This window comes from Pseudomonas sp. USTB-Z, assembly GCF_019691255.1.
Taxonomy (GTDB): domain Bacteria; phylum Pseudomonadota; class Gammaproteobacteria; order Pseudomonadales; family Pseudomonadaceae; genus Aquipseudomonas; species Aquipseudomonas alloputida.
The window spans coordinates 38671-62501 of record NZ_JAECZP010000028.1; the positions used below are offsets into that span (position 1 = coordinate 38671).

A 23831-nucleotide genomic window follows, 5' to 3' on the forward strand; every position below is an offset into this window, starting at 1 on the left:
TCGAGGCGCCTCGGCAACTGCAGTTGGCGCTGGTCTATGGCGAAGCCCTGACCGAGCTGCCGCTGGACCTGTACATCCCGCCGGACGCCCTTGAAGTCATCCTCGAAGCGTTCGAGGGCCCGCTGGACCTGTTGCTGTACCTGATCCGCAAGCAGAATATCGACATCCTCGACATTCCTGTGGCCGAGATCACCCGGCAGTACATGGGCTATGTGGAGCTGATGAAAAGCGTGCGCCTTGAACTGGCTGCCGAATACCTGGTGATGGCTGCCATGCTTGCCGAGATCAAGTCACGCATGCTGCTGCCGCGTTCCGCCGACGTCGAGGAGGAGGAGGGTGACCCTCGCGCCGAGCTGATCCGCCGCCTGCAGGAGTACGAGCGCTTCAAGGCCGCCGCCGAGGGCATCGACGAATTGCCACGGGTCGGGCGCGAGGTGGTGGTGCCGCGCCTGGAAGCGCCGCAGGCCAAGGTGCGCAAGCTGTTGCCTCAGGTCAGCCTGGAAGAGCTGCTGATGTCCATGGCCGAGGTGATGCGCCGCAACGACCTGTTCGAAAGCCATCAGATCACCCGTGAGACCTTGTCCACCCGTGAGCGCATGAGCCAGGTGCTGGAGCGTCTCAAGGGCGGTGCCTTTGTGCCGTTCATCGCGTTGTTTGCTGCCGAGGAGGGCAAGCTGGGTGTGGTGGTGACCTTCATGGCCATTCTCGAACTGGTGAAGGAATCGCTGATCGAACTTGTGCAGAATGAACCTTTCGCCGCCATTCACGTGCGGCTTCGCCCGGCGCCAGTTGAAGAACCCGATGAACCTGAATGAACCCCGCGACCTGGCGTCGCTGATCGAAGCCTTCTTGCTCGCTTCGGGCAAGCCGCAATCCCTTGAGCGCCTGTACGAGCTGTTCGAGGAAGCCGAGCGCCCCGAGCCCAAGGTGTTCAGGCAGGCCTTGGAGGTGCTGGGCAAGTCGTGCGATGGGCGTGCGTTCGAGCTCAAGGAGGTGGCCAGCGGCTATCGCCTGCAGATTCGCGAGGATTATGCCCCGTGGGTCGGGCGCCTCTGGGAAGAGCGCCCGCAGCGCTATTCGCGAGCGCTGCTTGAGACACTGGCCCTGATTGCCTACCGCCAGCCGATCACCCGTGGTGAAATCGAGGACGTGCGGGGCGTTGCGGTGAACAGCAATATCATCAAGACCATGATGGAGCGCGAGTGGATTCGCGTGGTCGGCTACCGCGAAGTGCCCGGGCGGCCGGCGATGTTCGCCACCACCAAGGCGTTTCTCGATCATTTCAACCTCAAGAGCCTTGAGGACCTGCCGGCCTTGGCCGAGCTGCGCGAAATGGAACCAGCGCCGCAACTTGACCCGGATGATGCGCCGGTGCCTGCGCACCTGCAGGCGTTGGCGGATGCCAGCCTTGGGGAAGAGGAGGTTGGTGAGCCGAGAGAGGAGACCAGTTTCCGTAGCCTGTTGGTGGAGCTGGATGCCATGGAAGACGGTTTGAAAACCGATTTTGATGATTTGCGGGGAGATGAGCCTGAGCCTTCGGTGGAGGAAGAGAACAAGGCGCAGCCCTGATTGATCTGCTGCCTGTGCTGGCCGCTTCGCGGGCAAGCCCGCTCCCATAGGGAGATCACAGGTCCCGAAGGTTGCGCGTACCTGTAGGAGCGGGCGTGCCCGCGAAGCGGCCAGCACAAAGCCCATTGGGCAGAAAATCATGCCCAGCCCCACAAAACCCTCTACCCTCCAGTGCGTTCCCCTGATGAACCGCGTATGATGCGCGGCCTTTTGGCGCGTTCGTCGCCAGAAACCTGTTTTCATTCCTACACCGGGAGGTGCCCAGATGAGTGAGCAAGACCTGAAAGAAACCGAAATCACCCCGCCATCCGGCGAAAAGCTGCAGAAAGTGCTGGCGCGCATTGGCGTGGGCTCGCGGCGTGATGTCGAGGCCTGGATCAGCCAGGGGCGCATCAAGGTCAACGGCGTCGAGGCCACCCTTGGCCAGCGCGTAGACCTGCACGACGCCATCGCCGTGGACGGCAAGCTGATCAAGCGCGAGGAGGCCGCCGAGGCCACCCGCCGGGTGATCATGTACAACAAGCCCGACGGCGAAATCTGCACCCGTGACGACCCGGAAGGGCGCCCGACCGTGTTCGACCGTTTGCCACGGCCAAAAGAAGGCCGCTGGATCAACATCGGCCGCCTCGACATCAACACCACTGGCTTGCTGCTGTTCACCACCGACGGTGAGCTGGCCAACCGCCTGATGCACCCGTCCTACGAGATGGACCGTGAGTACGCGGTACGTGTGCGTGGTGAAGTCGACGACGAGATGATCGAGCGCCTGAAAGCCGGCGTAATGCTGGAGGACGGCCCGGCCAAGTTCACCGATATCCAGAAGGCACCGGGTGGCGAAGGCTTCAACCACTGGTACCACTGCGTGGTGATGGAAGGTCGTAACCGTGAGGTGCGTCGCCTGTGGGAATCCCAGGGCATGGTGGTCAGCCGCCTGAAGCGTGTGCGTTTCGGCCCGGTGTTCCTCAATTCGGACCTGCCGATGGGCCGCTGGCGCGAAATGACCCAGGGCGAAATCGACATCCTCGCCGCCGAAGTGGGCTTGCAGCCGGTCGCGCTGCCAGCCATGAAGCTCAAGGCCAAGGACAAGATGGAGCGCCTGCAGCGCAAGTCGACCCGCCCGCTGGGCCGTGGCGAGCGCGTGCGCAACCTGCGCCCGGCCCACGAAGGTGCCGCTACTGGCGAACGCCCTGCGCGTCAGCCGCGTGAAGAAGCGCCGCGTAAACCCACCCGTGGCAGCACGGTGGCTGAGCGCCCGAGCGAGATGCGCAAGCGTCCGGGCAAACCTGATGGCGACAAGCCGGCAGGCCGTGGTCGCGGCAAGCCGCGTGGCTGATAAGCCAGTGTGGTCATCAAGGAACCAGCCTTCGGGCTGGTTTTTTATGCCTGCGGGAATGTGGACCAAGCCCAAGATATTGAACAAAAAGAATTTTTCGGACGACTGGCAAGTTCTTGAACCGCCTTGTAAAGAAATCTGTACGAATGTGGCCGTTTTCAGTCCGCATTTCAGATCAAGCCCGATCGTGTAAACAAACCTTGCCGGCGCCCCTGTGCCAAAGCCGTCGCCATGGCGCCAGCCACCCTTGCCCAAACCCCCGTCCCCACGGTGTTATAGCCGCCATTGCCTTGTGCAGGAGCCCGTCCAAAGAGCCGGGCTGACAAAACAACAAATGGAGGCGCCATGTACGCCGATCACTTCGCCTTTGAAGGCCTGAACCACAGGAACGCTGCGTTTTTTCCCGAGGAAACGATGCAACGCGTTGACGCCTGCGCGTTTGCAGGGGTATACAGTGCGCCGCGTTTTACCTGTGACCCTCTTGCGTACCGCGCACTCTTGATCACGCCTGGTTGACCTGCTCCGGCGGCACCTGAGGTCAAGAAACCCAAGGTAACCACCTTGCCCATTCCGCTGCGCCACGAGCGCGGTGGGTCCGATTCCGTCACAGATAAAAACAATGCAGGTGACTTCGTTCATGAGTGGACAAAACATGCATTCAGGCGAGCTAAAGCGGGGCCTGAAGAACCGCCATATCCAGTTGATCGCCCTCGGCGGTGCGATTGGTACCGGCCTGTTCCTCGGCTCGGCTGGCGTGATGAAATCCGCCGGCCCGTCGATGATTCTTGGCTACGCCATCTGCGGCTTCATCGCCTTCATGATCATGCGCCAGCTGGGTGAAATGATCGTCGAAGAGCCGGTGGCCGGCTCGTTCAGCCATTTCGCCCACACCTACTGGGGCGGTTTCGCCGGCTTCCTGTCGGGCTGGAACTGCTGGGTGCTGTATATCCTGGTGGGTATGTCGGAGCTTTCGGCGGTCGGCAAGTATGTTCACTACTGGTGGCCGGAGATCCCCACCTGGGTCACGGCGGCAGCATTTTTCGTGCTGATCAACGCCATCAACCTGATGAACGTGAAGTTCTTCGGTGAAGCCGAATTCTGGTTCGCCATCATCAAAGTGGTCGCCATCGTCAGCATGATCGGCCTGGGTGCTTACCTGCTGACCAGCGGCAGCGGCGGCCCTGAAGCCACCGTGGCCAACCTGTGGTCACATGGCGGTTTCTTCCCCAACGGCGTCAGCGGGCTGGTAATGGCCTTGGCTTTCATCATGTTTTCCTTTGGTGGCCTGGAAATGCTCGGCTTCACCGCCGCCGAGGCCGACAAGCCAAAGACCGTGATCCCCAAAGCGATCAACCAGGTCATCTACCGCATCCTGATCTTCTATGTCGGTGCCCTGGTGGTGCTGCTGTCGCTGACCCCGTGGGACAACCTGGTCGCCAGCATCGACGCCTCGGGAGGCAGCTACGGCAGCAGCCCGTTCGTGCAAGTGTTCTCGCTGCTGGGCAGTGACGTGGCTGCCAACCTGCTGAACTTCGTGGTGCTGACTGCGGCGCTGTCGGTGTACAACAGTGGCACCTACTGCAACGCCCGCATGCTGTTGGGTATGGCCGAGCAGGGCGATGCCCCGGCGTCGCTGGCCAAGGTCGACAAGCGGGGCGTGCCAGTGCGTTCGATCCTGGTGTCGGCTGCCGTGACCTTCGTCGCCGTGCTGCTGAACTACCTGATGCCGCAAAACGCGCTGGAGCTGCTGATGTCGCTGGTCGTGGCCACTCTGGTGATCAACTGGGCGATGATCAGCTACTCGCACCTGAAGTTCCGTCAGCACCTCGACCGTACCGGCCAGAAGCCGCTGTTCAAGGCGCTGTGGTACCCGTACGGCAACTATGTGGTGCTGGCTTTCGTGGTGCTGATTCTGGGCATCATGCTGATGATCCCGGGCATCCAGGTGTCGGTGTATGCGATCCCGGTGTGGCTGCTTGCGATGTTGGCGGTGTACATGGTCAAGTCGCGTCGCCAGGTGAATGCGGGCGGTGCTGTTGAGACTGTGGCCAAGTAAGGCGCCATAAGCGGTATGCGAAAACCCGGAGTCAGGTGGCTGGCTTCGGGTTTTTTGTTGCCTGTGCGGGCCTCTTCGCGGGTAAACCCGCTCCTACAGGTACAGCGTTGCCCTCAGGTCAGGTGATCCCGCCAACAATCAGATCTGCTCCAGCAACCACCCCCTGAATGCCCGCAGCGACGGCAGCGCCTCATTCCTCGGCGGGTAGATCAGGTAATAACTACGCTGGCTGGCAAACGCCACACCAGGGCTGTACAGCTCGCCCTTGGCCAGTTCCTCCTCCACCAATATGCGCGGCACCAGCCCGATCCCGATCCCGGCACGTACCGCCTGGATCAGGTGCGAGGTCAGCTCGAAACTCGGCCCCAGCCGCATCGCCCGATGCGGCAAGCCATGATGGGAAAACCACTCGCCCCACGCATGCGGGTTGTTGGCCACATTCAGCAGCACCTCTTCACTGATCCGCGCCGGGCTCCAGCCTTGGCTGCCGACGCCGGCCTCCGGCGGCAAGATCACCACCAGCTCCTCGGCATGCAGGCGATGGCAGACAAGCCCCGGCAAGTCGTGGCTGGCCACGCCGATGGCGGCATCGATTTCGCTGGTGTCGAAGTTGATGGTTTCAATGCGTGAATGAATGTGCACCAGCATGCCTGGGTGAGCGCTGTAGAACGCATGCAGCCTCGGCAACAGCCATTTCGAGCCGAAGGTTGGCAGGGTAGCCAGGCGCAAGGTGCCTACCCCCGACTGATAGGCCAGTGCCTGCAAGGTGGCGCTGCGGATGCGCCCCAGTGCCTCGCTGAGCTCGCGCTGGTACAGGCGGCCGACATCGGTCAGCTGCACCTGGCGCCCCTCGCGGCGGAACAGGGTCAGGCCCAACTGCTGCTCCAAGGCTTGCACCTGGCGGCTGACCGCGCTTTGGGTCAGCGACAGTTCGGCGGCGGCGCGGGTGTAGCTTTCATGCCGGGCGGCGGCCTCGAAAGCCAGCAGCAGTGACATGGATGGGGTCAGGTGGCGGTAATTCATTCATAAAAGTCATTGATAGCGGCAGGATTATCCGTTTGCCCCTGACGCGAAACTACAGGAACATTGGCCTATACGTCATCCCTGCATGCCTCAACCCATGCCGGGGCGACAAGGATCCCGTGATTTAGCCAATATCAAGAGGCCATCCTTCGATGATCGCCCAGCTGTCCACCGTTGCGCCGAGCGCCAATTACCCCGAATTCCTCGAAGCCCTGCGCAACAGCGGCTTCCGTGGCCAGATCAGTGCCGACTACGCAACCCGCACGGTACTGGCCACCGACAACTCGATCTACCAGCGCTTGCCGCAGGCGGCGGTGTTCCCGCTGGATGCCGACGATGTGGCGCGGGTCGCCACGCTAATGGGTGAACCGCGCTTCCAGCAGGTCAAGCTGACCCCCCGCGGTGGTGGCACCGGCACCAACGGCCAGTCGCTGACCGACGGTATCGTCGTCGACCTGTCGCGGCACATGAACAACATTCTTGAAATCAACGTGCAAGAGCGCTGGGTGCGGGTACAGGCCGGCACGGTCAAGGACCAGCTCAATGCTGCGCTCAAGCCGCACGGGCTGTTCTTCGCTCCTGAGCTGTCCACCTCCAACCGCGCCACGGTCGGCGGCATGATCAACACGGATGCCAGTGGCCAGGGCAGTTGCACCTACGGCAAAACCCGCGACCACGTGCTGGAGCTGCACAGTGTGCTGCTCGGTGGCGAACGCCTGCACAGCCTGCCGATCGACGATGCTGCGCTGGAGCAGGCCTGCGCCGCGCCGGGCCGGGTCGGCGAGGTGTACCGCATGGCCCGGGAAATTCAGGAAACCCAGGCCGAACTGATTGAAACCACCTTTCCCAAGCTCAACCGTTGCCTGACCGGCTACGACCTGGCGCACCTGCGCGACGAGCAGGGTCGCTTCAACCTCAACAGCGTGCTGTGCGGCGCCGAGGGCTCGCTGGGCTATGTGGTCGAAGCCAAGCTCAACGTGCTGCCGATTCCCAAATATGCGGTGCTGGTCAATGTGCGTTACACCAGCTTCATGGATGCGCTGCGTGATGCCAACGCGCTGATGGCGCACAAGCCGCTGTCGATCGAGACGGTCGACTCCAAGGTGCTGATGCTGGCGATGAAAGACATCGTCTGGCACAGCGTGGCCGAGTATTTCCCGGCGGACCCCGAGCGCCCCACGCTGGGCATCAACCTGGTGGAGTTCTGCGGCGACGAGCCGGCCGAGGTCAACGCCAAGGTGCAGGCATTCATCCAGCACCTGCAAAGCGACACCAGCGTCGAGCGCCTGGGCCACACCTTGGCCGAAGGTGCCGAGGCAGTCACCCGCGTCTATACCATGCGCAAGCGTTCGGTGGGCCTGCTGGGCAACGTCGAAGGCGAAGTGCGCCCGCAGCCGTTCGTGGAGGACACCGCGGTACCGCCAGAGCAGTTGGCCGACTACATCGCCGACTTCCGCGCACTGCTCGACGGCTACGGCCTGGCCTACGGCATGTTTGGCCACGTCGATGCCGGCGTGCTGCATGTGCGCCCGGCACTGGACATGAAGGACCCGGCGCAGGCCGCGCTGGTCAAGCCGATTTCCGACGCTGTTGCCGCGCTGACCAAGCGTTATGGCGGCCTGCTGTGGGGTGAGCACGGCAAGGGCCTGCGCTCGGAATACGTGCCTGAGTACTTCGGCGAGCTGTACCCGGCGTTGCAGCGCCTGAAGGGCGCCTTTGACCCGCACAACCAGCTCAACCCGGGCAAGATCTGCACGCCACTGGGCAGCGCCGAGGGCCTTACCCCGGTCGATGGCGTGACCCTGCGCGGCGACCTTGACCGTACCATTGACGAGCGCGTATGGCAGGACTTCCCCAGCGCCGTGCACTGCAACGGCAATGGCGCCTGTTACAACTATGACCCCAACGACGCCATGTGCCCGTCGTGGAAGGCTACCCGCGAACGCCAGCATTCGCCCAAGGGCCGCGCCTCGCTGATGCGCGAGTGGCTGCGCCTGCAGGGCGAGGCGAACATCGATGTGCTGGCTGCGGCGCGCAACAAGGTGTCGTGGCTCAAGGGCCTGCCGGCGCGTCTGCGCAACAACCGCGCGCGCCACCAGGGCCAGGAGGACTTCTCCCATGAAGTGTACGACGCCATGGCCGGCTGCCTGGCGTGCAAGTCGTGCGCCGGGCAGTGCCCGATCAAGGTCAATGTGCCGGACTTCCGCTCGCGCTTCCTCGAGCTGTACCACGGTCGCTACCAGCGCCCGCTGCGTGACTACCTGATCGGCTCGCTCGAGTTCACCATCCCCTACCTGGCGCACGCACCGGGGCTGTACAACGCGGTGATGGGTTCGAAGTGGGTGAGCCAACTGCTGGCCGACAAGGTGGGCATGGTCGACAGCCCGCTGATCAGCCGCTTCAACTTCCAGGCTACCCTGACCCGTTGCCGCGTTGGCATGGCCACGGTGCCGGCCCTGCGCGAGCTGACCCCGGCCCAGCGCGAGCGCAGCATCGTGCTGGTGCAGGACGCCTTCACCCGCTACTTCGAAACACCGCTGCTGTCGGCCTTCATCGACCTTGCCCACCGCCTGGGTCACCGGGTATTCCTGGCGCCGTACAGCGCCAACGGCAAGCCGTTGCACGTACAGGGTTTCCTTGGCGCGTTTGCCAAGGCAGCGATCCGCAACGCCACGCAGCTCAAGGCCCTGGCCGATTGCGGTGTGCCGCTGGTGGGGCTGGACCCGGCGATGACGCTGGTGTATCGCCAGGAGTACCAGAAGGTGCCAGGCCTGGAGGGTTGCCCGCAGGTGCTGCTGCCGCAGGAGTGGTTGATGGATGTGCTGCCCGAGCAGGCGCCTACCGCACCGGGCAGCTTCCGCCTGATGGCGCACTGCACCGAGAAGACCAACGTGCCGGCCAGCACCCGGCAGTGGGAGCAGGTGTTCGCCCGTCTGGGGCTGAAGCTGGTGACCGAGGCCACGGGTTGCTGCGGTATGTCCGGTACCTATGGGCACGAAGCCCGCAACCAGGAAACCTCGCGGGCCATATTCGAGCAGAGCTGGGCGACCAAGCTGGACAAGGAAGGGGAGCCGCTGGCGACCGGTTACTCGTGCCGTAGCCAGGTCAAGCGCATGACCGAGCGGAAGATGCGCCACCCGCTTGAGGTGGTGTTGCAGTACGCTCAGCGCTAAGTTTGAGGCCTTTTGGGGCTGCTTTGCAGCCCTTCGCGGGTGAACCCGCTCCTACGGGGGGATCGTGCACGCCAGGCTGGCGCGTCAACCCTGCAGGGGCGGGGTGGGCCGCGAAGAGGCCGGCACCGGCTTTCAGGCTGCTGTTGTACGGTCCCTGTCCCGACGCCCCTGGCGGTACAAATAGAGGCTCAATACCAACCCACACGCTGCCGCAGCCGCCGCGAACAGAAACATCGAAGCGAAGCCGAACCCCGCCGCCACCGCACCGACCAATGGCCCGGTCACCCCCAGTGACAAGTCGATGAACAGCGAATACGCTCCCACCGCTGCCCCACGGTTAGCTGCCGACACCTGGTTCACCGCCTCCACGCCCAATGCCGGAAACACCAGCGAGAAACCAAACCCGCTCAATGCAGCCCCCGCCAAGGCCAGTTCGGCGTTGGGTGCCAGCCACAGCATCAACAGCCCGAGCGTTTCCACCGACAGGCAGGCGATCGCCACCCTGAAGCCACCGATGCGATTGATCAGGTTGCCAAAGAGCAGCCGTGCGCTGATGAAACTGGCGCCGAACAGGCTCAGGGTCAGCGCCGCATTGGCCCAGCCACGGCTTGCGTAGTAAAGGGTGATGAAGGTGGCGATGGTGCCAAAGCCGATCGAGCCCAGGGCAAGCCCCGAGCCATGGGGGAATACCTTGCCCAGCACCCGCAGGAACGGCAGGCGTACACCGCTGACGATGGGGGCGGCTTGCTTGGGCCACGCCAGTAGCAAACCGAGTATGCACAGCAGGATGATGCTCACACCCATGCTCCACAGCCCGAGGCCTTTGACCATCAGCACGCCCAGTGGGGCGCCGATGGCCAGCGCACCATAGCTGGCGATGCCGTTCCAGGAGATGACCTTGGCCGTGTTTGCGGCACCCACCCGGCCAATGCCCCAGCCGATCGCACCCGAGCCTACCAGGCTTTCGGCGCTGCCCAGCACCAGGCGACCGACCAGCAGGCAAGCCAGGCTCAACCAAGGTAGGTGAGTGAGGAAGGCACAGGCCAGCATGAATACCCCGCTGAGCCCGCAGCCAGCCAGTCCGTACATGACCGCCTTCTTGCTGCCGTGGTTGTCGATGATGCGGCTGGAGCCAGGGCGGCTGAGCAGCGTCGCGAGGTACTGCACGCTGATCACCAGGCCGGCGACCACGGCACTGAAACCCAGGTCGTTGTGCACATAGCCGGGCAGCACGGCCAGGGGGATGCCGATGTTCAGGTAGCCGATGAAGGTGAACAGGACGATGGAGACGACTTGCCCAGTGACGGCATGGGACGTGGGGCTGCGTGCTGGCATTGGGGATCCGTTGCTGCGGTAAGGATGGCAGTGTGTGCCGCCATCTTAACCACAGCAAGGGTGTTTGCGGGCGAAGCTGTCAGGCTGTAGTCAGTTGGTGTAATCGAGCATCCAGGTCACACTGAACTCGGCTTGCGGGTAATCCAGCCGCAAGCGCGGCAGGACGAAGCCGCCACAGGAGCGACAGGCGTCGAGCATTGTGAAGACATCGATACGCTCGACCTCGGTGTGGCGGTGAAGCAGTCTGCGGTTCAGCGCGCTGGCGATGTGTCGTTCGGCATCCAGATGTCGCTTATGGACGCGCGTCCACAGGAAATCTGCGCGCCGCAGGGTTGGCAGCTCGGTAAACCGCGGGTCTGGCGGGAAAAACTGGTTAACCTGACGTGCATCGACGTAGTCCACTGCCGGTGTGAGGCGGGGCGTCGGGATGATATGCAATGCGCGTCTGCCAGGGCTGCCTGACAGGGCGAAGAACACCACGCGGCTATGGTCCTTCAGCGTGACGCTGGCAAAGGCCAGGTTGACTGGGTAGAGGTGCTGACGCAAGGCGGCCATTGCGTTGTCGTCGAGCGACTGCGCCCCTGCTGCCGGTGTGTAGGGGGTAGTGGCGCCGCGCGCAGGTAGCAGATCGTCCAATACGCCAAGGATGTGTTGGCGGTCTGCGGCGCTGGTGCCGTGGAATTGCCTCCAGATCGGGATTATCTCCCGGTTCAATGCTGTGATGCCGCGACTGGCGGGGCCCGCCAAAGCGTCCTGGGCTGTGCTCTGCGTGAGGATGTTGCGCGCGTATTCCGGGAGCAGGCGCGACTCCATGGCTTCGATGAACTGCAGGAATCGCGAGGGGTGGCGGAGCTGCCATGTTCGCCCTTGTTCGATCCAGTCGCGCAGCAATCTGACCACGTTATCGACATCGCGCTGCAGGTTGGGGCGCTCGGCGACGATGCGGTAGGTTTCGCTGATTTCCAGGTACCGCTCGATGGCCTCGTGGTCGGTGATTCTCTCGAACTTGCGACGCAGCCCTCTGGGCGGATGTGGCAGCGAAGCTGGCAGTGCCGGGGCATCCAGCAGCCTTGTCTGCCACGCCCAGGGCTGATGGGGGGCGCCATAAAAAATCCCCAGATCGGCCTCGACGATCAACCACTGCTCACCGCGCCAGTCGATCAATGCGCCGCGCAGGGTACGGCGGTCGGGGATGGTCCGCGCCAGCCCGCCCAGGCGCACGGGAGGGCAGTGGTCGGTAATTTGCCTGACTTGCTCGATCGGCATGTCCGCAGGCAAGCCAAAGCGTAGTTCAGGCGATGGATCGACCACGATGCGCCTGTGGTACACGGGAGGCGAGATGACGCCAAGGCGTAACTGGGTTTCTTCGACGGGCAAGGGCTTCAATCGCTTGGGGTGATTAGGGGCGTGTACGACGACCTTGCCCTCGCGCACCATGACCTGCGCCCAGATGTCGAAGCGTGTGTGCTGGGGGCGGTAACGAATCGGTACCGGCTCGATCCGCACGGTTTGGAAGGCGTGACTGACGTGTTGTCCGAATACGGGTGTGCCGGCGTCATTGGGCAAGGGCGAGAAGCTCAGGGCCATTCGCGCTTCGCCGCCGGTGTAAGGCGGCGGCACCTCGGTGGGTGGCTGGCCGAGTAGCGGCTCATGGGCAACCCGACGTACGAGCCCCGAGGTGTTCGGTATTTGAAGGCGATAGGCGGCGCCATGAATGATTGCATCGACCGTGGCATTGTCGCGGGGGATCAGTGTGGCTGTTTCGGGTAGCTCGCGTGGCACCGGACCATGGCTGCCAGGTATCTGGTCAAGTAGCAGGGCATCGGGCGTCTGGCCCGGCAGTACCCTTCGCTGCGTCATGAGTTCCCGGGATTCGGGGGCGACCGTCGTCAGTTCGGGCGCGCTGCGCCAGCGCTTGGGCGGGGTAAGGCGCTCGCTGAAGTCGGGCGTGACGGGGATGCTGCTCCAGCGTCGGGCGGCGCGCGCGGCGTTCAGGCGTGCGGTGTTGGCGCTTTGGCCCAGCACGCCGGGAAGCTTGGCCAATGGTTTGAAGGCCCGTCCACCAAGCGTGACTGCCGCGCCTTTCAGCGCGGCGATGTCCAGGACACAAGCCAGTGCATCGCTGCCATCCTCTGGGTTCAGGCAACTCAAGCCCGGTATCAGGTTGGAAAACAACCGTTGCAAGTAGCGCCCAGTGCTCACGGACTGGCGCCTGGCCAGGAATTGTTCATGCGGGGTAGCGCCTTTGCCCAGTGCATGCAAAGCATCCCGATTGCCCAGGGCGATATCGCTGGCGTAATGCCTGGCCAGTGAATCGAGGCGATCTTGCGTGGGGGCCATGAGCACTTGTCGCAAGGCGGGAAAGTCGGCAGCGATCCACGGCAGTTGTGATTGGTTGTATTCGCTGTAGAGCAGCGTCAATTGCTCGGCCAGGCGCGTCGGCGCTGTGTGGGTAACGAAGTGGGCTTGCCAGTGCAGCCGTTCGGGGAACAGCTCGTAAAGCCAATCGCCCTCTGTGTCCGGGGCATGTACGACGAAACCCTGGGTGGCCGTCTGCATGTGCCAGTCCGCTCTGGGGCTGGAGCCGTACTCAGGTCGGTTATCGGGGCCCACGTAGATCGGCCAGGTAACGGCATAGGCGGTCCAGGGGCCATCACGCAGGCGGTCCTTGATATCTTCCGGCAGGTGGCTCAAGCAGCGGTGCAGGATAGCTTGATAGACGTTGATGGCACGCTGTTCCCAAGCGCCGAAGGCCACTTCATACCAGGCGGTCACGTCCGGCAAGCGGGGATTGCCTCGGTAGCCTGCGCCATGGTCAAGGTACATCAGCAGGTGCACCTGGCCATCCGCATTGCGCGACTCGGGCGCTATCCGGCTCTGGAGCAACTGACGACGGGCCTCCTCGAAGCGGTCCGGGAGATCGTTGAGGCTTTCAACGTCCCTGACCGCCAGGTAGCGATGCAACGCCAATTGCCATTGCTGGTGCGACCAGGGCGGGGGGAGTTCGAATGATCCGCGCAAGGGGGCCCACACCGCCAGCGTCTGGCGCAGTGCTTCTTCGGGAACAGGGTCATCCTCGTGCAGGGCCTGGCGCATGACCTGTTCTGCGTTGTCGAAGGTCATCGGTTGCTGGCGGGCGCTGAGTATCAGGGCTCCCTGGCGGATGCTGGCCCAGCGCAGGTCGGGCTCGAAGCTGAAATCGGCCGGGTAGCCACTGAGCAGTAGTTCGGGCGCGAAGCGGCGCATCAGCAGTTCACCGGACAGTTGCGCAATCGCCGGGGTGCAGGCGAGACGGATTTGCACACTGTTGATCAGGTCAAGGCGGATTTCCTCGACGGGGAGCGTGGCATTGTCCGGGCTGAACAGCTCGAAAGCCATGATCTGCCCCGGCTGGCGGTCATCGGGTGGGTACAACACGTCGATCAAGGTTTGTTCGGCCAAGGCCAAGTGATCGGAGCTGGCATCCCATTCTGCCGAGGCGGCCAGTTCGCCGGCCCATCGGGTGAACATGGACGAATGCAGCACGGCGTCGAGCGCTTGAGCGGCTGGCGCATTCAATGCCGGGCCTGGGAGAAACGCCTTTCCATTTTGATCAGGGGTTATGCCTGCCTCCCGTTCGCGGGCAGTGGGCGGGCGGTAACGCCTGCCTTGTGCATAGACTGTCGCACCGAGGGCGTTGAACAGGTGGACGGCAAGGTGAACACCGGCTGGAGGCTTCAGCAGGTGTCTGGCCAGTGTGGGGAGATCCAGGTAGTTGTCCAGCACCAGTGGACGGGAGGCCGATCGTGGGGGCTGGGGGGGAGTTGGCAAACTGGGGTACAGCAGCAAGGCGGCCGCTACGAAGCAGTCACGCTGGGTCAGGCACACCCGCCGAGCCCAGAGTGCCTGGGCAAGGCTGCAACTGGCATAGGGCCATGGATTGGGCAGGCCTTCGTTCAACCCGGCGATCAGTGAGGCATCGGTTGCCGTGATCACGATATGGGCCAGTTTTGTCTGCAAGGTCGCCACCAGGTTCGCCTCTACTTGGCTGCCGGCGGGGCGTCGCAGGGTGCGGTTGAAGTGCTCACGCGCCGGTTCACGGGCGAAAGCTTCGGTCAGCTGCTGGTGCAGGTCATGATCGCTCAGGTCGACGGGGAACAGGTCTGTGAAGCCCAGTGCCTGGTTGAAATGTTCGCGCAGCGATGTGGCCAGGTCCATTGGACCGGACAGGTCGCTGTGCAGGCGCACGCTTTCGGCGTCCAGGGTGTCTATCCGGGCGAGTAGGTCGGCGGCGTCAGTGATGGATGACATGGCTCTGCCTCTTTGCGGTTGGAGGCACGAGTCTGTGTAGGGAAGGGGCGGGGCAGGTGGTAGTGGGTTGTTACAACGTTGATTTTAGACGGTGTGAAAACGTGATGACGGGGGTAGCCCGCAGGTCAGCCGTTTTCACACAGTCGGGGATGCGCAGTTATTCCTGGTCAGCGCTGGATTGATCGTCACCATCCTGCTCGGCGGCAGCTGCCGGTTCGGCGTGAACGGTCACGGATGGCTCTTCTGGGTTCAGGCTTGGGAAGGGAAGATTCGGGATTTCATGCATCTCGTCGTTCCTCGCAAGTGTGAGTGAAAAGTCTGCGCCAGGCGCGTTTGTGGCTTCAAAAAGCTGGGGCAGGATACACAAGTCTGGATGACAGTTTGGTTTTTTTCCCGGTCGTTTGTCGGTTTTGCGGGCGAACAGCGCACAGATGCCCCATGAAAAAAGGGGCCTCTGGCCCCTTCGTTCTGGTGATTACTTCCGGCCTTCAGCCGTTTCCGCCACCTTGTCAGTGCGTGCGCACATGATGAAGTCGTTGCGGTGCAGGCCTTTGATCGAGTGGCTCCACCAGGTCACGGTGACCTTGCCCCATTCAGTCAGCAGCCCTGGGTGGTGGCCTTCGGCCTCGGCGATTTCGCCCACGGCATTGGTGAATGCCAGGGCGTGCTTGAAGTTCTTGAACAGGAACACGCGCTCCAGCTCCATGTGGCCGTCACGTACTTCGATGTTCCAGTCCGGGATTTCGCGGATCAGCTCAGCCAGCTCTTCGTCGGTGACTTTCGGTGCGTCGGCGCGGCAGGCTTCGCAATGGGCTTGGTTCAAGGCATTCATGAGGTGTTTTCCGGTTCGAGTTGTTATCGGCAAGGTCGCTCAGGCAGCGACCTTGGGTGGAAATTTCGGTGCGTGCAGACCCAGCTGCATGGCTTTATGGACCATGCCCATGATGTCCTCGTGGGCCAGGTCGAACAGGCGCTTCATGTTCGGCAGCACGAAATACACCGGTTGCAGAATGTCGATGCGGTAGGGCGTACGCATGGCCTCGATCGGGTCGAAGGCTTGGTGCTCAGGCTCGTCAGACAGACTGTAGACGGTCTCTTTCGGCGACGAGAGGATGCCGCCACCATAGATTTTGCGGCCTTGCGCGGTTTCCATCAGGCCAAACTCGATGGTCATCCAGTACAAGCGCGCCAAGTACACACGTTGTTCCTTGGTCGCGGCGAGGCCGAGCTTGCCGTAGGTGTGGGTGAACTCGGCGAACCAGGGATTGGTCAGCAGCGGGCAGTGGCCGAAGATCTCGTGGAAAATATCCGGCTCTTGCAGGTAGTCCAGCTCTTCCGGGGTGCGGATGAAGGTGGCGACCGGAAAGCGCTTGCTGGCCAGCAATTCGAAGAAGGTCTGGAAGGGGATCAGCGCCGGTACCCGGGCAACCTGCCAGCCGGTGGTGGCACCCAGCACCTTGTTGATCTCGCCCAATTGCGGAATGCGGTCATGCGGCAATTTCAGCTGGTCGATGCCGTCCAGGTATTCCTGGCACGCACGGCCTTCGATCACTTTCAGCTGGCGGGTGATCAGGGTGTTCCACACCGCATGCTCTTGCTGCGGGTAATCGATAAAACCATGCGCATCGGGCTCGCGTGCCACGTATTGCGTCTGTTTCATGAGGCTCTCCTGGTGAGGGCTTTTCTTGTTATGTGCAGGACATGCCTAAAGGAATATCCCTTCGCCAGCGGTTTTGCACGGGGGTGGGCCTCGGCCGCGAAGGGTGCTGACGTGGGTTTTCGTAACGATAATTTTACAAAACGCGGCAAGTGTCGGAAAATTCGAGGCATCTGGTTGATAGAGACCCGGTTTTTGTCAGCTTATCTTTACGACTTTTCCGCGCGGTGTTGAAAAACATCAGCGCTTCGAGAGCCCTCATGCGTATCAAAGTCCATTGCCAGAACCGCATTGGCATCCTGCGCGACATCCTCAACCTGCTGGTTGAGTACGGCATCAACGTGCTGCGCGGTGAGGTGGGCGGTGACCATGGCAACGCCATCTACCTGCACTGCCCGAACCTGATCAACCTGCAATTTCAGGCCCTGCGGCCGAAGTTCGAGGCGATTGCCGGGGTGTTCGGCGTAAAGCGTGTGGGCCTGATGCCCAGCGAACGCCGGCACATGGAGCTGAATGCGTTGCTGGGGGCGCTGGATTTCCCGGTGCTGTCGATCGACATGGGCGGCAGCATCGTTGCGGCCAACCGTGCCGCCGCTCAGTTGCTTGGCGTGCGGGTTGATGAGGTGCCGGGCATGCCGCTGGCGCGCTACGTAGAAGACTTCGATCTACCGGAGCTGGTGCGGGCCAACAAGTCGCGCATCAACGGCTTGCGCATCAAAGTCAAAGGCGATGTGTTCCTGGCCGATATCGCACCGCTGCAGTCCGAGCACGATGACAGCGAGGCACTGGCCGGCGCGGTGCTTACCCTGCACCGCGCCGACCGAATCGGCGAGCGTATCTACAATGTGCGCAAGCAAGAGCTGCGTGGCTTCGACAGTATCTTCCAGAGCTCGCGGGTGATGGCTGCCGTGGTGCGTGAAGCGCGGCGCATGGCGCCGCTGGATGCACCGTTGCTGATCGAGGGCGAAACCGGTACCGGCAAGGAGTTGCTGGCGCGCGCCTGCCACCTGGCCAGCCCGCGTGGACAGTCGCCGCTGATGGCGCTCAACTGCGCCGGGTTGCCCGAGTCGATGGCCGAGACCGAGCTGTTCGGTTACGGCCCTGGGGCATTCGAAGGGGCACGGGCCGAAGGCAAGCTGGGGCTGCTGGAGTTGACTGCAGGCGGCACGCTGTTCCTTGACGGGGTAGGGGAGATGAGCCCGCGCCTGCAGGTAAAGCTGCTGCGCTTTCTGCAGGACGGCTGCTTCCGTCGGGTGGGTAGCGATGAAGAGGTCTACCTGGATGTGCGGGTGATTTGTGCAACCCAGGTGGATTTGTCCGAGTTGTGTGCCCGTGGCGAGTTTCGCCAGGACCTGTATCACCGGCTCAATGTACTGTCGCTGCACATTCCGCCTTTGCGCGAATGCATGGATGGTCTGGAGGGGTTGGTGCAGCATTTTCTCGATCAGGCCAGTCGACAGATTGGCTGCGCCATGCCGCGCCTGGCACCGGCGGCAATGGACAAACTTGGGCAGTACCACTGGCCAGGTAATGTAAGGCAGTTGGAAAACGTTTTGTTCCAGGCGGTTTCGTTATGTGACGGCGGCGTGGTTAAAAGCGAGCATATCCGCTTGCCGGATTATGGCGTGCGGCAACCGTTAGGCGAGTTTTCGCTGGAAGGGGATCTTTCGCAGATAGTAGGGCGCTTTGAAAAGGCGGTGCTGGAAAGTTTGATAGGTGAGTTTCCCAGTAGTCGGGCCTTGGGCAAAAGACTGGGTGTTTCGCACACGACAATTGCCAACAAGTTGAGGGATTACTCGCTTAACAAGTCGGCGGATTAGTTGTTGGGCAAAGAACCTGGGACTGCGTTGCAGTCCTTTCGCGACACAAGGCCGCTCCCACAGGTAATACGCTGTGCTCTGGCTGGGCGCATTACCTGTGGGAGCGGCCTTGTGTCGCGATAGGGGCCCGCAGGGCCCCCGATTCCAGGGTATCAGCCGTTAGAGCAGCCGTTCCCCATCACGCGGTATTCGAGAATGTGCTTCTGGCCCTGGGAGTCCTCGTAGGTCATGCGGGCGGGCACGACTTCGCACACATTGGGCACTTCGCTCATGGAAATGACGCGAGCAATGTCCAGGTGCTGCGAGTAACTGTACTGTTCAACCGGAATCTGCTCGGCATCTTTGGCTTCGCCGGCCATTGCCGCGCCGCAAAGACTGCCAAGTACCAATACCAGTAAAGCTTTCATTTTCTATTTACCTGTCTAAGGTCGTGAGGGGGCACGCGGCGCTTATGGCGCCGCGAGTACAGCGAGTGTTAACTATCGGGATTAGAGGGGGATTAACGTTTGCCTTCGTGGGGGCTGTTTCCAGTTGTTAATCGCCTTGCCGTTGCTGGCGAGGTGAATTTTATGGCGGTGGCCAATGCTGAAACAGTGGGTGTTTTGATAAAGTGTTTTGACAGAATCTGTAACAATCCTGTGGCAACCCCCTCGTTTTTTCGTCGGCAAGGCTGTAATGCCCGCGCCAGAGCGTTTTGCCGGAACGGGTGTACCAAATTACTACCAACGTCGAATGGCTTTTGTCGCTCTGGTACAGTTACAAACGGTTCCATACAAAAACAACTATTACACCGAGGTAACACAGATGAGTGCGGCTCCACTGTATCCCGTTCGTCCCGAGGTTGCGGCCACTACCCTGACCGACGAGGCCACCTACAAGGCCATGTACCAGCAATCGGTGATCAACCCGGACGGCTTCTGGCGCGAGCAGGCCCAGCGTATCGACTGGATCAAGCCGTTCACCAAGGTCAAGCAGACCTCCTTCGACGACCACCATGTCGATATCAAATGGTTCGCCGACGGCACTCTGAACGTTTCCTCCAACTGCCTGGACCGCCACCTTGAAGAGCGCGGTGACCAGTTGGCCATCATCTGGGAAGGTGACGACCCTTCCGAGCACCGCAACATCACTTACCGCGAGTTGCACGAGCAGGTCTGCAAGTTCGCCAACGCCCTGCGTGGCCAGGATGTGCACCGCGGTGACGTGGTCACCATCTATATGCCGATGATCCCCGAAGCGGTGGTCGCCATGCTGGCCTGTGCACGCATTGGTGCGATTCACTCGGTGGTGTTCGGCGGCTTCTCGCCCGAGGCGCTGGCTGGCCGTATCATCGACTGCAAGTCCAAGGTGGTAATCACGGCCGACGAAGGCGTGCGTGGTGGCCGCCGCACACCGCTCAAGGCCAACGTCGACCTGGCGCTGACCAACCCTGAAACCAGCAGCGTGCAGAAAATCATCGTGTGCAAGCGCACCGGTGGCGACATTGCCTGGCACCAGCACCGCGACATCTGGTACGAAGACCTGATGAAAGTCGCCTCCAGCCACTGCGCACCCAAGGAAATGGGCGCTGAAGAGGCGCTGTTCATCCTTTATACCTCCGGCTCCACCGGCAAGCCGAAGGGCGTGCTGCACACCACGGGCGGTTACCTGGTTTACGCCGCGCTGACCCATGAACGCGTGTTCGATTACCGCCCGGGCGAGGTGTACTGGTGCACCGCCGACGTCGGTTGGGTCACAGGCCACAGCTACATCGTCTACGGCCCGCTGGCCAACGGCGCTACCACCTTGCTGTTCGAGGGCGTGCCGAACTACCCGGACATTACCCGCGTATCGAAGATCGTCGACAAGCACAAGGTCAATATCCTCTACACCGCGCCAACTGCCATTCGCGCCATGATGGCTGAAGGGCAGGCAGCTGTTGAGGGCGCCGACGGTTCCAGCCTGCGTCTGCTGGGATCGGTGGGTGAGCCGATCAACCCTGAGGCCTGGAACTGGTACTACAAGACCGTCGGCAAGGAGCGTTGCCCGATCGTCGACACCTGGTGGCAGACCGAGACCGGCGGCATCCTGATCAGTCCGCTGCCTGGCGCCACCGGCCTCAAGCCGGGTTCGGCAACCCGTCCGTTCTTCGGTGTGGTGCCTGCCCTGGTCGATAACCTGGGCAACCTGATCGACGGTGCTGCCGAAGGCAACTTGGTAATCCTCGACTCCTGGCCGGGTCAGTCGCGTTCGCTGTACGGCGACCATGACCGCTTCGTCGACACCTACTTCAAGACCTTCCGTGGCATGTACTTCACCGGCGACGGTGCGCGCCGGGACGAGGACGGCTACTACTGGATCACCGGCCGTGTGGATGACGTGCTCAACGTGTCCGGCCACCGCATGGGTACTGCCGAGATCGAAAGCGCCATGGTTGCGCATTCGAAGGTTGCCGAGGCCGCAGTGGTTGGCGTGCCGCATGACATCAAAGGGCAGGGTATTTATGTGTATGTCACCCTCAATGCCGGCATCGAGGCCAGCGAGCAATTGCGCCTGGAGCTGAAGAACTGGGTACGCAAGGAGATTGGCCCGATTGCCTCGCCGGATGTGATCCAGTGGGCGCCAGGGCTGCCGAAGACCCGCTCGGGCAAGATCATGCGCCGCATCCTGCGCAAGATTGCCACTGGTGAATACGACGCCCTGGGCGATATCTCGACCTTGGCCGACCCAGGTGTGGTGCAGCACCTGATCGATACCCACAAGGCGATGAACCTGGCTTCGGCCTAATTCCCTCGCCGGCAATACCCCCTGTAGGAGCGGGCTTGCCCGCGAATGCGTCAGTTCAGGCTAAGCTGTCTCCTGACCTCATGCATTCGCGGGCAAGCCCGCTCTTGCATTGTTACCCGACAATCATCGGTTACTGTTCTGTCACCGGCCCCGCACAGGTTCGGGGCGCCAGGAAACAATTCCGGCCCGTTTCGGTGCATCGGGGTCAGCATTTTGTGCATCAAGGCACGCTGCACTTGCCGTCGTACAAGGGTTTGCCAATAATAGGCCCAGGAATTGCTAGGTCTATAGGTTCTATTTCTTGCGCCGTTGCATATTCTGCACTGGCTGTCAACATCGCCCGCGGCGGTTTCAAGCGCTTCTATAAGTAGTTGTCGCTTTGAAGAAATATCGACTACCGGGCTGTCGTTAAAATGCCACTCACTCGCTCGTGGTATGCGGCCTTGGTCGAACCCTGCGCGGCTCGCGTTGTACTCATTCGCATATCGGGCAGCCGTTACCTGCCTTGTATTGCCCCGTACCGATGGAGTTACCTGATGAAGAAGCTCGCACTGCTTGGCGCCCTGGCGCTGTCTGTGTTTTCCCTGGTGTCGCAGGCTGATGAAAAACCGCTGAAAATCGGCATCGAAGCGGCCTACCCACCCTTCGCCTTCAAGCAACCTGACGGCAGCATCGCCGGCTTTGACTACGATATCGGCAACGCGCTGTGCGAAGAGATGAAAACCAAGTGTACCTGGGTCGAGCAGGAGTTCGACGGCCTGATCCCGGCGCTGAAAGTGCGCAAGATCGACGCCATCCTGTCGTCCATGTCGATCACCGATGACCGCAAGAAGTCGGTCGACTTCACCAAGCGCTACTACCTGACTCCGGCGCGCCTGGTCATGAAGGACGGCACCACCGTCAGCGACAGCCTGGACGAACTGAAAGGCAAGAAGATCGGCGTGCAGCGCGGCTCCATTCACGACCGCTTCGCCAAGGAAGTGCTGGGCGCCAAGGGTGCCACCGTGGTGCCTTACGGCACCCAGAACGAAATCTACCTGGACGTCGCAGCTGGCCGCCTCGACGGCACCGTGGCGGATGCCACCCTGCTGGAAGACGGCTTCCTCAAGACTGACGCCGGCAAGGGCTTCGCGTTCGTAGGTCCGGCCTTCACCGACGCCAAGTACTTCGGTGACGGTATCGGTATTGCCGTACGCAAGGGTGACAAGGCCAATGTCGACCGCATCAACGCGGCGATCGACGCCATCCGTGCCAACGGCAAGTACAAAGAAATCGAAAGCAAGTACTTCAATTTCGACATCTACGGTCCAGACTCGAAGTAAGACGTCGGGTTTCACCTGTGCAATGGTGCAAACAGCAGAGGCTCTGAGGTTTGCACCATTTTTCATTCTCTAGGTCGAGGACCTCATCATGTTGAAAGGCTACGGGGCAGTCATCCTCGACGGGGCGTGGCTGACGCTACAGCTCGCCCTGTCGTCGATGGCCCTGGCCATCGTGCTCGGCCTGATCGGTGTGGCGCTGCGTTTGTCGCCAGTGCGCTGGCTGGCCTGGCTGGGCGATCTGTATTCCACGGTGATCCGTGGTATTCCGGACCTGGTCCTGATCCTGCTGATCTTCTACGGCGGGCAAGACATCATCAACCGGGTGGCGCCGCTGCTCGGCTATGAAGACTATATCGATCTGAATCCGCTGATTGCGGGTATCGGTACCCTAGGCTTCATCTTTGGCGCCTACCTCTCGGAAACCTTCCGCGGGGCCTTCCTGGGCATTCCCAAAGGCCAGGCCGAGGCGGGCGTGGCCTATGGCATGAGCCCCCGCCAAGTGTTCTTCCGCATCCAGGTGCCGCAAATGATTCGCCTGGCCATTCCGGGCTTCACCAACAACTGGCTGGTGCTGACCAAGGCTACTGCGCTGATTTCGGTCGTCGGCCTGCAGGACATGATGTTCAAGGCCAAGCAGGCGGCTGACGCCACCCGCGAACCCTTCACCTTCTTCCTGGCAGTGGCGGCGCTGTACCTGGTGCTGACCAGTGTTTCGCTGCTGGCCCTGAAGTATCTGGAGCGCCGCTACTCGGTGGGCGTCAAGGTGGCTGAACTATGATCTTCGACTACAACGTCGTCTGGGAAGCGCTGCCAATGTACTTCGGCGGTTTGCTGACCACCCTGAAACTGCTGGCGATTTCGCTTTTCTTCGGCCTGTTGGCAGCCATTCCGCTGGGCCTGATGCGGGTATCCAGGCAGCCGATGGTCAACCTTGCTGCATGGCTGTACACCTACGTCATCCGTGGCACGCCGATGCTGGTGCAGCTGTTCCTGATCTACTACGGCCTGGCCCAGTTCGAGGCGGTGCGCGAGAGTATCTTCTGGCCGCTGCTGTCCAGCGCTACCTTCTGCGCCTGCCTGGCGTTCGGCATCAATACCAGTGCCTACACCGCCGAAATCATTGCCGGCAGCCTCAAGGCGACGCCGCATGGCGAGATCGAAGCTGCCAAGGCCATGGGGATGTCGCGCATGAAAATGTACCGCCGCATCCTGCTGCCTTCGGCACTGCGTCGGGCACTGCCGCAGTACAGCAATGAAGTGATCATGATGCTGCAGACCACCAGCCTGGCGTCGATCGTCACCCTGATCGACATCACCGGTGCTGCGCGCACGGTCAATGCCCAGTACTACCTGCCTTTCGAGGCCTATATCACGGCGGGCGTGTTCTACCTGTGCCTGACCTTTATCCTGGTGCGCCTGTTCAAGATGGCCGAACGCCGCTGGCTCGGCTACCTGGCGCCGCGCAAGCACTGACCGCTTTGTGAGAA

Annotated in this window: 17 protein-coding genes; 10 read left to right on the forward strand and 7 right to left on the reverse strand. The window is 61.9% G+C overall.

Features of this window, described 5'->3' with window-relative positions; all coding sequences use genetic code 11:
- The first annotated feature begins 74 nt into the window (after positions 1–74).
- From I8746_RS24225 to I8746_RS24240, 4 genes are all read left to right on the forward strand, one after another.
- Entirely contained in the window at positions 75–815 is a 741-nt protein-coding gene (locus I8746_RS24225; protein WP_162470266.1) for a ScpA family protein, read from the forward strand.
- A complete protein-coding gene (gene scpB, locus I8746_RS24230) occupies positions 802–1569 on the forward strand; it encodes an SMC-Scp complex subunit ScpB (RefSeq protein WP_012051571.1) in 768 nt (255 codons plus the stop codon). Before I8746_RS24225 ends, scpB begins: the two co-directional genes overlap by 14 nt.
- A gap of 265 nt (positions 1570–1834) precedes the next feature.
- On the forward strand, positions 1835–2902 hold the full coding sequence (gene rluB, locus I8746_RS24235) for a 23S rRNA pseudouridine(2605) synthase RluB (protein WP_003254539.1): 1068 nt from the start codon (positions 1835–1837) through the stop codon (positions 2900–2902).
- 637 nt (positions 2903–3539) lie between these two features.
- On the forward strand, positions 3540–4958 hold the full coding sequence (locus tag I8746_RS24240; protein ID WP_003254538.1) for an amino acid permease: 1419 nt from the start codon (positions 3540–3542) through the stop codon (positions 4956–4958).
- Between the two features lie 138 nt (positions 4959–5096).
- Here the strand turns inward: I8746_RS24240 and I8746_RS24245 are convergent, their stop codons facing one another.
- On the reverse strand, positions 5097–5981 hold the full coding sequence (locus I8746_RS24245) for a LysR substrate-binding domain-containing protein (RefSeq protein ID WP_003254537.1): 885 nt from the start codon (positions 5979–5981) through the stop codon (positions 5097–5099).
- Between the two features lie 152 nt (positions 5982–6133).
- Between I8746_RS24245 and I8746_RS24250 the strand changes: the two genes are divergently transcribed.
- A complete protein-coding gene (locus I8746_RS24250; protein ID WP_012051572.1) occupies positions 6134–9154 on the forward strand; it encodes an FAD-binding and (Fe-S)-binding domain-containing protein in 3021 nt (1006 codons plus the stop codon).
- A gap of 132 nt (positions 9155–9286) precedes the next feature.
- On the opposite strand, the gene I8746_RS24255 is transcribed toward I8746_RS24250, so the two are convergent.
- The 5 genes from I8746_RS24255 to phhA form a co-directional block, all read right to left on the reverse strand.
- A complete protein-coding gene (locus tag I8746_RS24255) occupies positions 9287–10489 on the reverse strand; it encodes an MFS transporter (RefSeq protein WP_012051573.1) in 1203 nt (400 codons plus the stop codon).
- 90 nt (positions 10490–10579) lie between these two features.
- A complete protein-coding gene (locus I8746_RS24260; protein ID WP_221101122.1) occupies positions 10580–14779 on the reverse strand; it encodes a deaminase domain-containing protein in 4200 nt (1399 codons plus the stop codon).
- A gap of 157 nt (positions 14780–14936) precedes the next feature.
- Entirely contained in the window at positions 14937–15065 is a 129-nt protein-coding gene (locus I8746_RS27310; RefSeq protein WP_003254533.1) for a hypothetical protein, read from the reverse strand.
- A gap of 189 nt (positions 15066–15254) precedes the next feature.
- A complete protein-coding gene (locus I8746_RS24265) occupies positions 15255–15611 on the reverse strand; it encodes a 4a-hydroxytetrahydrobiopterin dehydratase (RefSeq protein ID WP_003254532.1) in 357 nt (118 codons plus the stop codon).
- Positions 15612–15650: 39 nt separating this feature from the next.
- Positions 15651–16439, reverse strand: a complete 789-nt coding sequence (gene phhA / locus I8746_RS24270) for a phenylalanine 4-monooxygenase (protein ID WP_003254528.1) — start codon at positions 16437–16439, stop codon at positions 15651–15653.
- Positions 16440–16696: 257 nt separating this feature from the next.
- On the opposite strand from phhA, the gene I8746_RS24275 reads away from it, so the two are divergent.
- Positions 16697–18256: a sigma-54-dependent transcriptional regulator gene (locus I8746_RS24275; protein ID WP_012051576.1), complete on the forward strand. Its 1560-nt coding sequence runs from the start codon at positions 16697–16699 to the stop codon at positions 18254–18256.
- 152 nt (positions 18257–18408) lie between these two features.
- Here the strand turns inward: I8746_RS24275 and I8746_RS24280 are convergent, their stop codons facing one another.
- Positions 18409–18663 carry a DUF2790 domain-containing protein gene (locus I8746_RS24280; RefSeq protein WP_003254526.1) on the reverse strand — a complete coding sequence of 85 codons (255 nt, stop codon included), beginning with the start codon at positions 18661–18663 and terminating at the stop codon, positions 18409–18411.
- A gap of 397 nt (positions 18664–19060) precedes the next feature.
- On the opposite strand from I8746_RS24280, the gene acs reads away from it, so the two are divergent.
- The 4 genes from acs to I8746_RS24300 all read left to right on the forward strand — a co-directional run bounded on the left by acs (position 19061) and on the right by I8746_RS24300 (position 23817).
- The gene (acs, locus tag I8746_RS24285) at positions 19061–21022 is read left to right on the forward strand and encodes an acetate--CoA ligase (protein ID WP_003254525.1); all 1962 of its coding nucleotides are present in this window, start codon (positions 19061–19063) and stop codon (positions 21020–21022) included.
- A gap of 536 nt (positions 21023–21558) precedes the next feature.
- The gene (locus tag I8746_RS24290; protein ID WP_012051577.1) at positions 21559–22344 is read left to right on the forward strand and encodes an ABC transporter substrate-binding protein; all 786 of its coding nucleotides are present in this window, start codon (positions 21559–21561) and stop codon (positions 22342–22344) included.
- 88 nt (positions 22345–22432) lie between these two features.
- The gene (locus tag I8746_RS24295; protein WP_003254523.1) at positions 22433–23122 is read left to right on the forward strand and encodes an ABC transporter permease; all 690 of its coding nucleotides are present in this window, start codon (positions 22433–22435) and stop codon (positions 23120–23122) included.
- Positions 23119–23817 (forward strand): ABC transporter permease, encoded by a 699-nt coding sequence (locus I8746_RS24300; protein WP_014755745.1) that lies wholly within the window; start codon positions 23119–23121, stop codon positions 23815–23817. Before I8746_RS24295 ends, I8746_RS24300 begins: the two co-directional genes overlap by 4 nt.
- Positions 23818–23831: the final 14 nt, after the last annotated feature.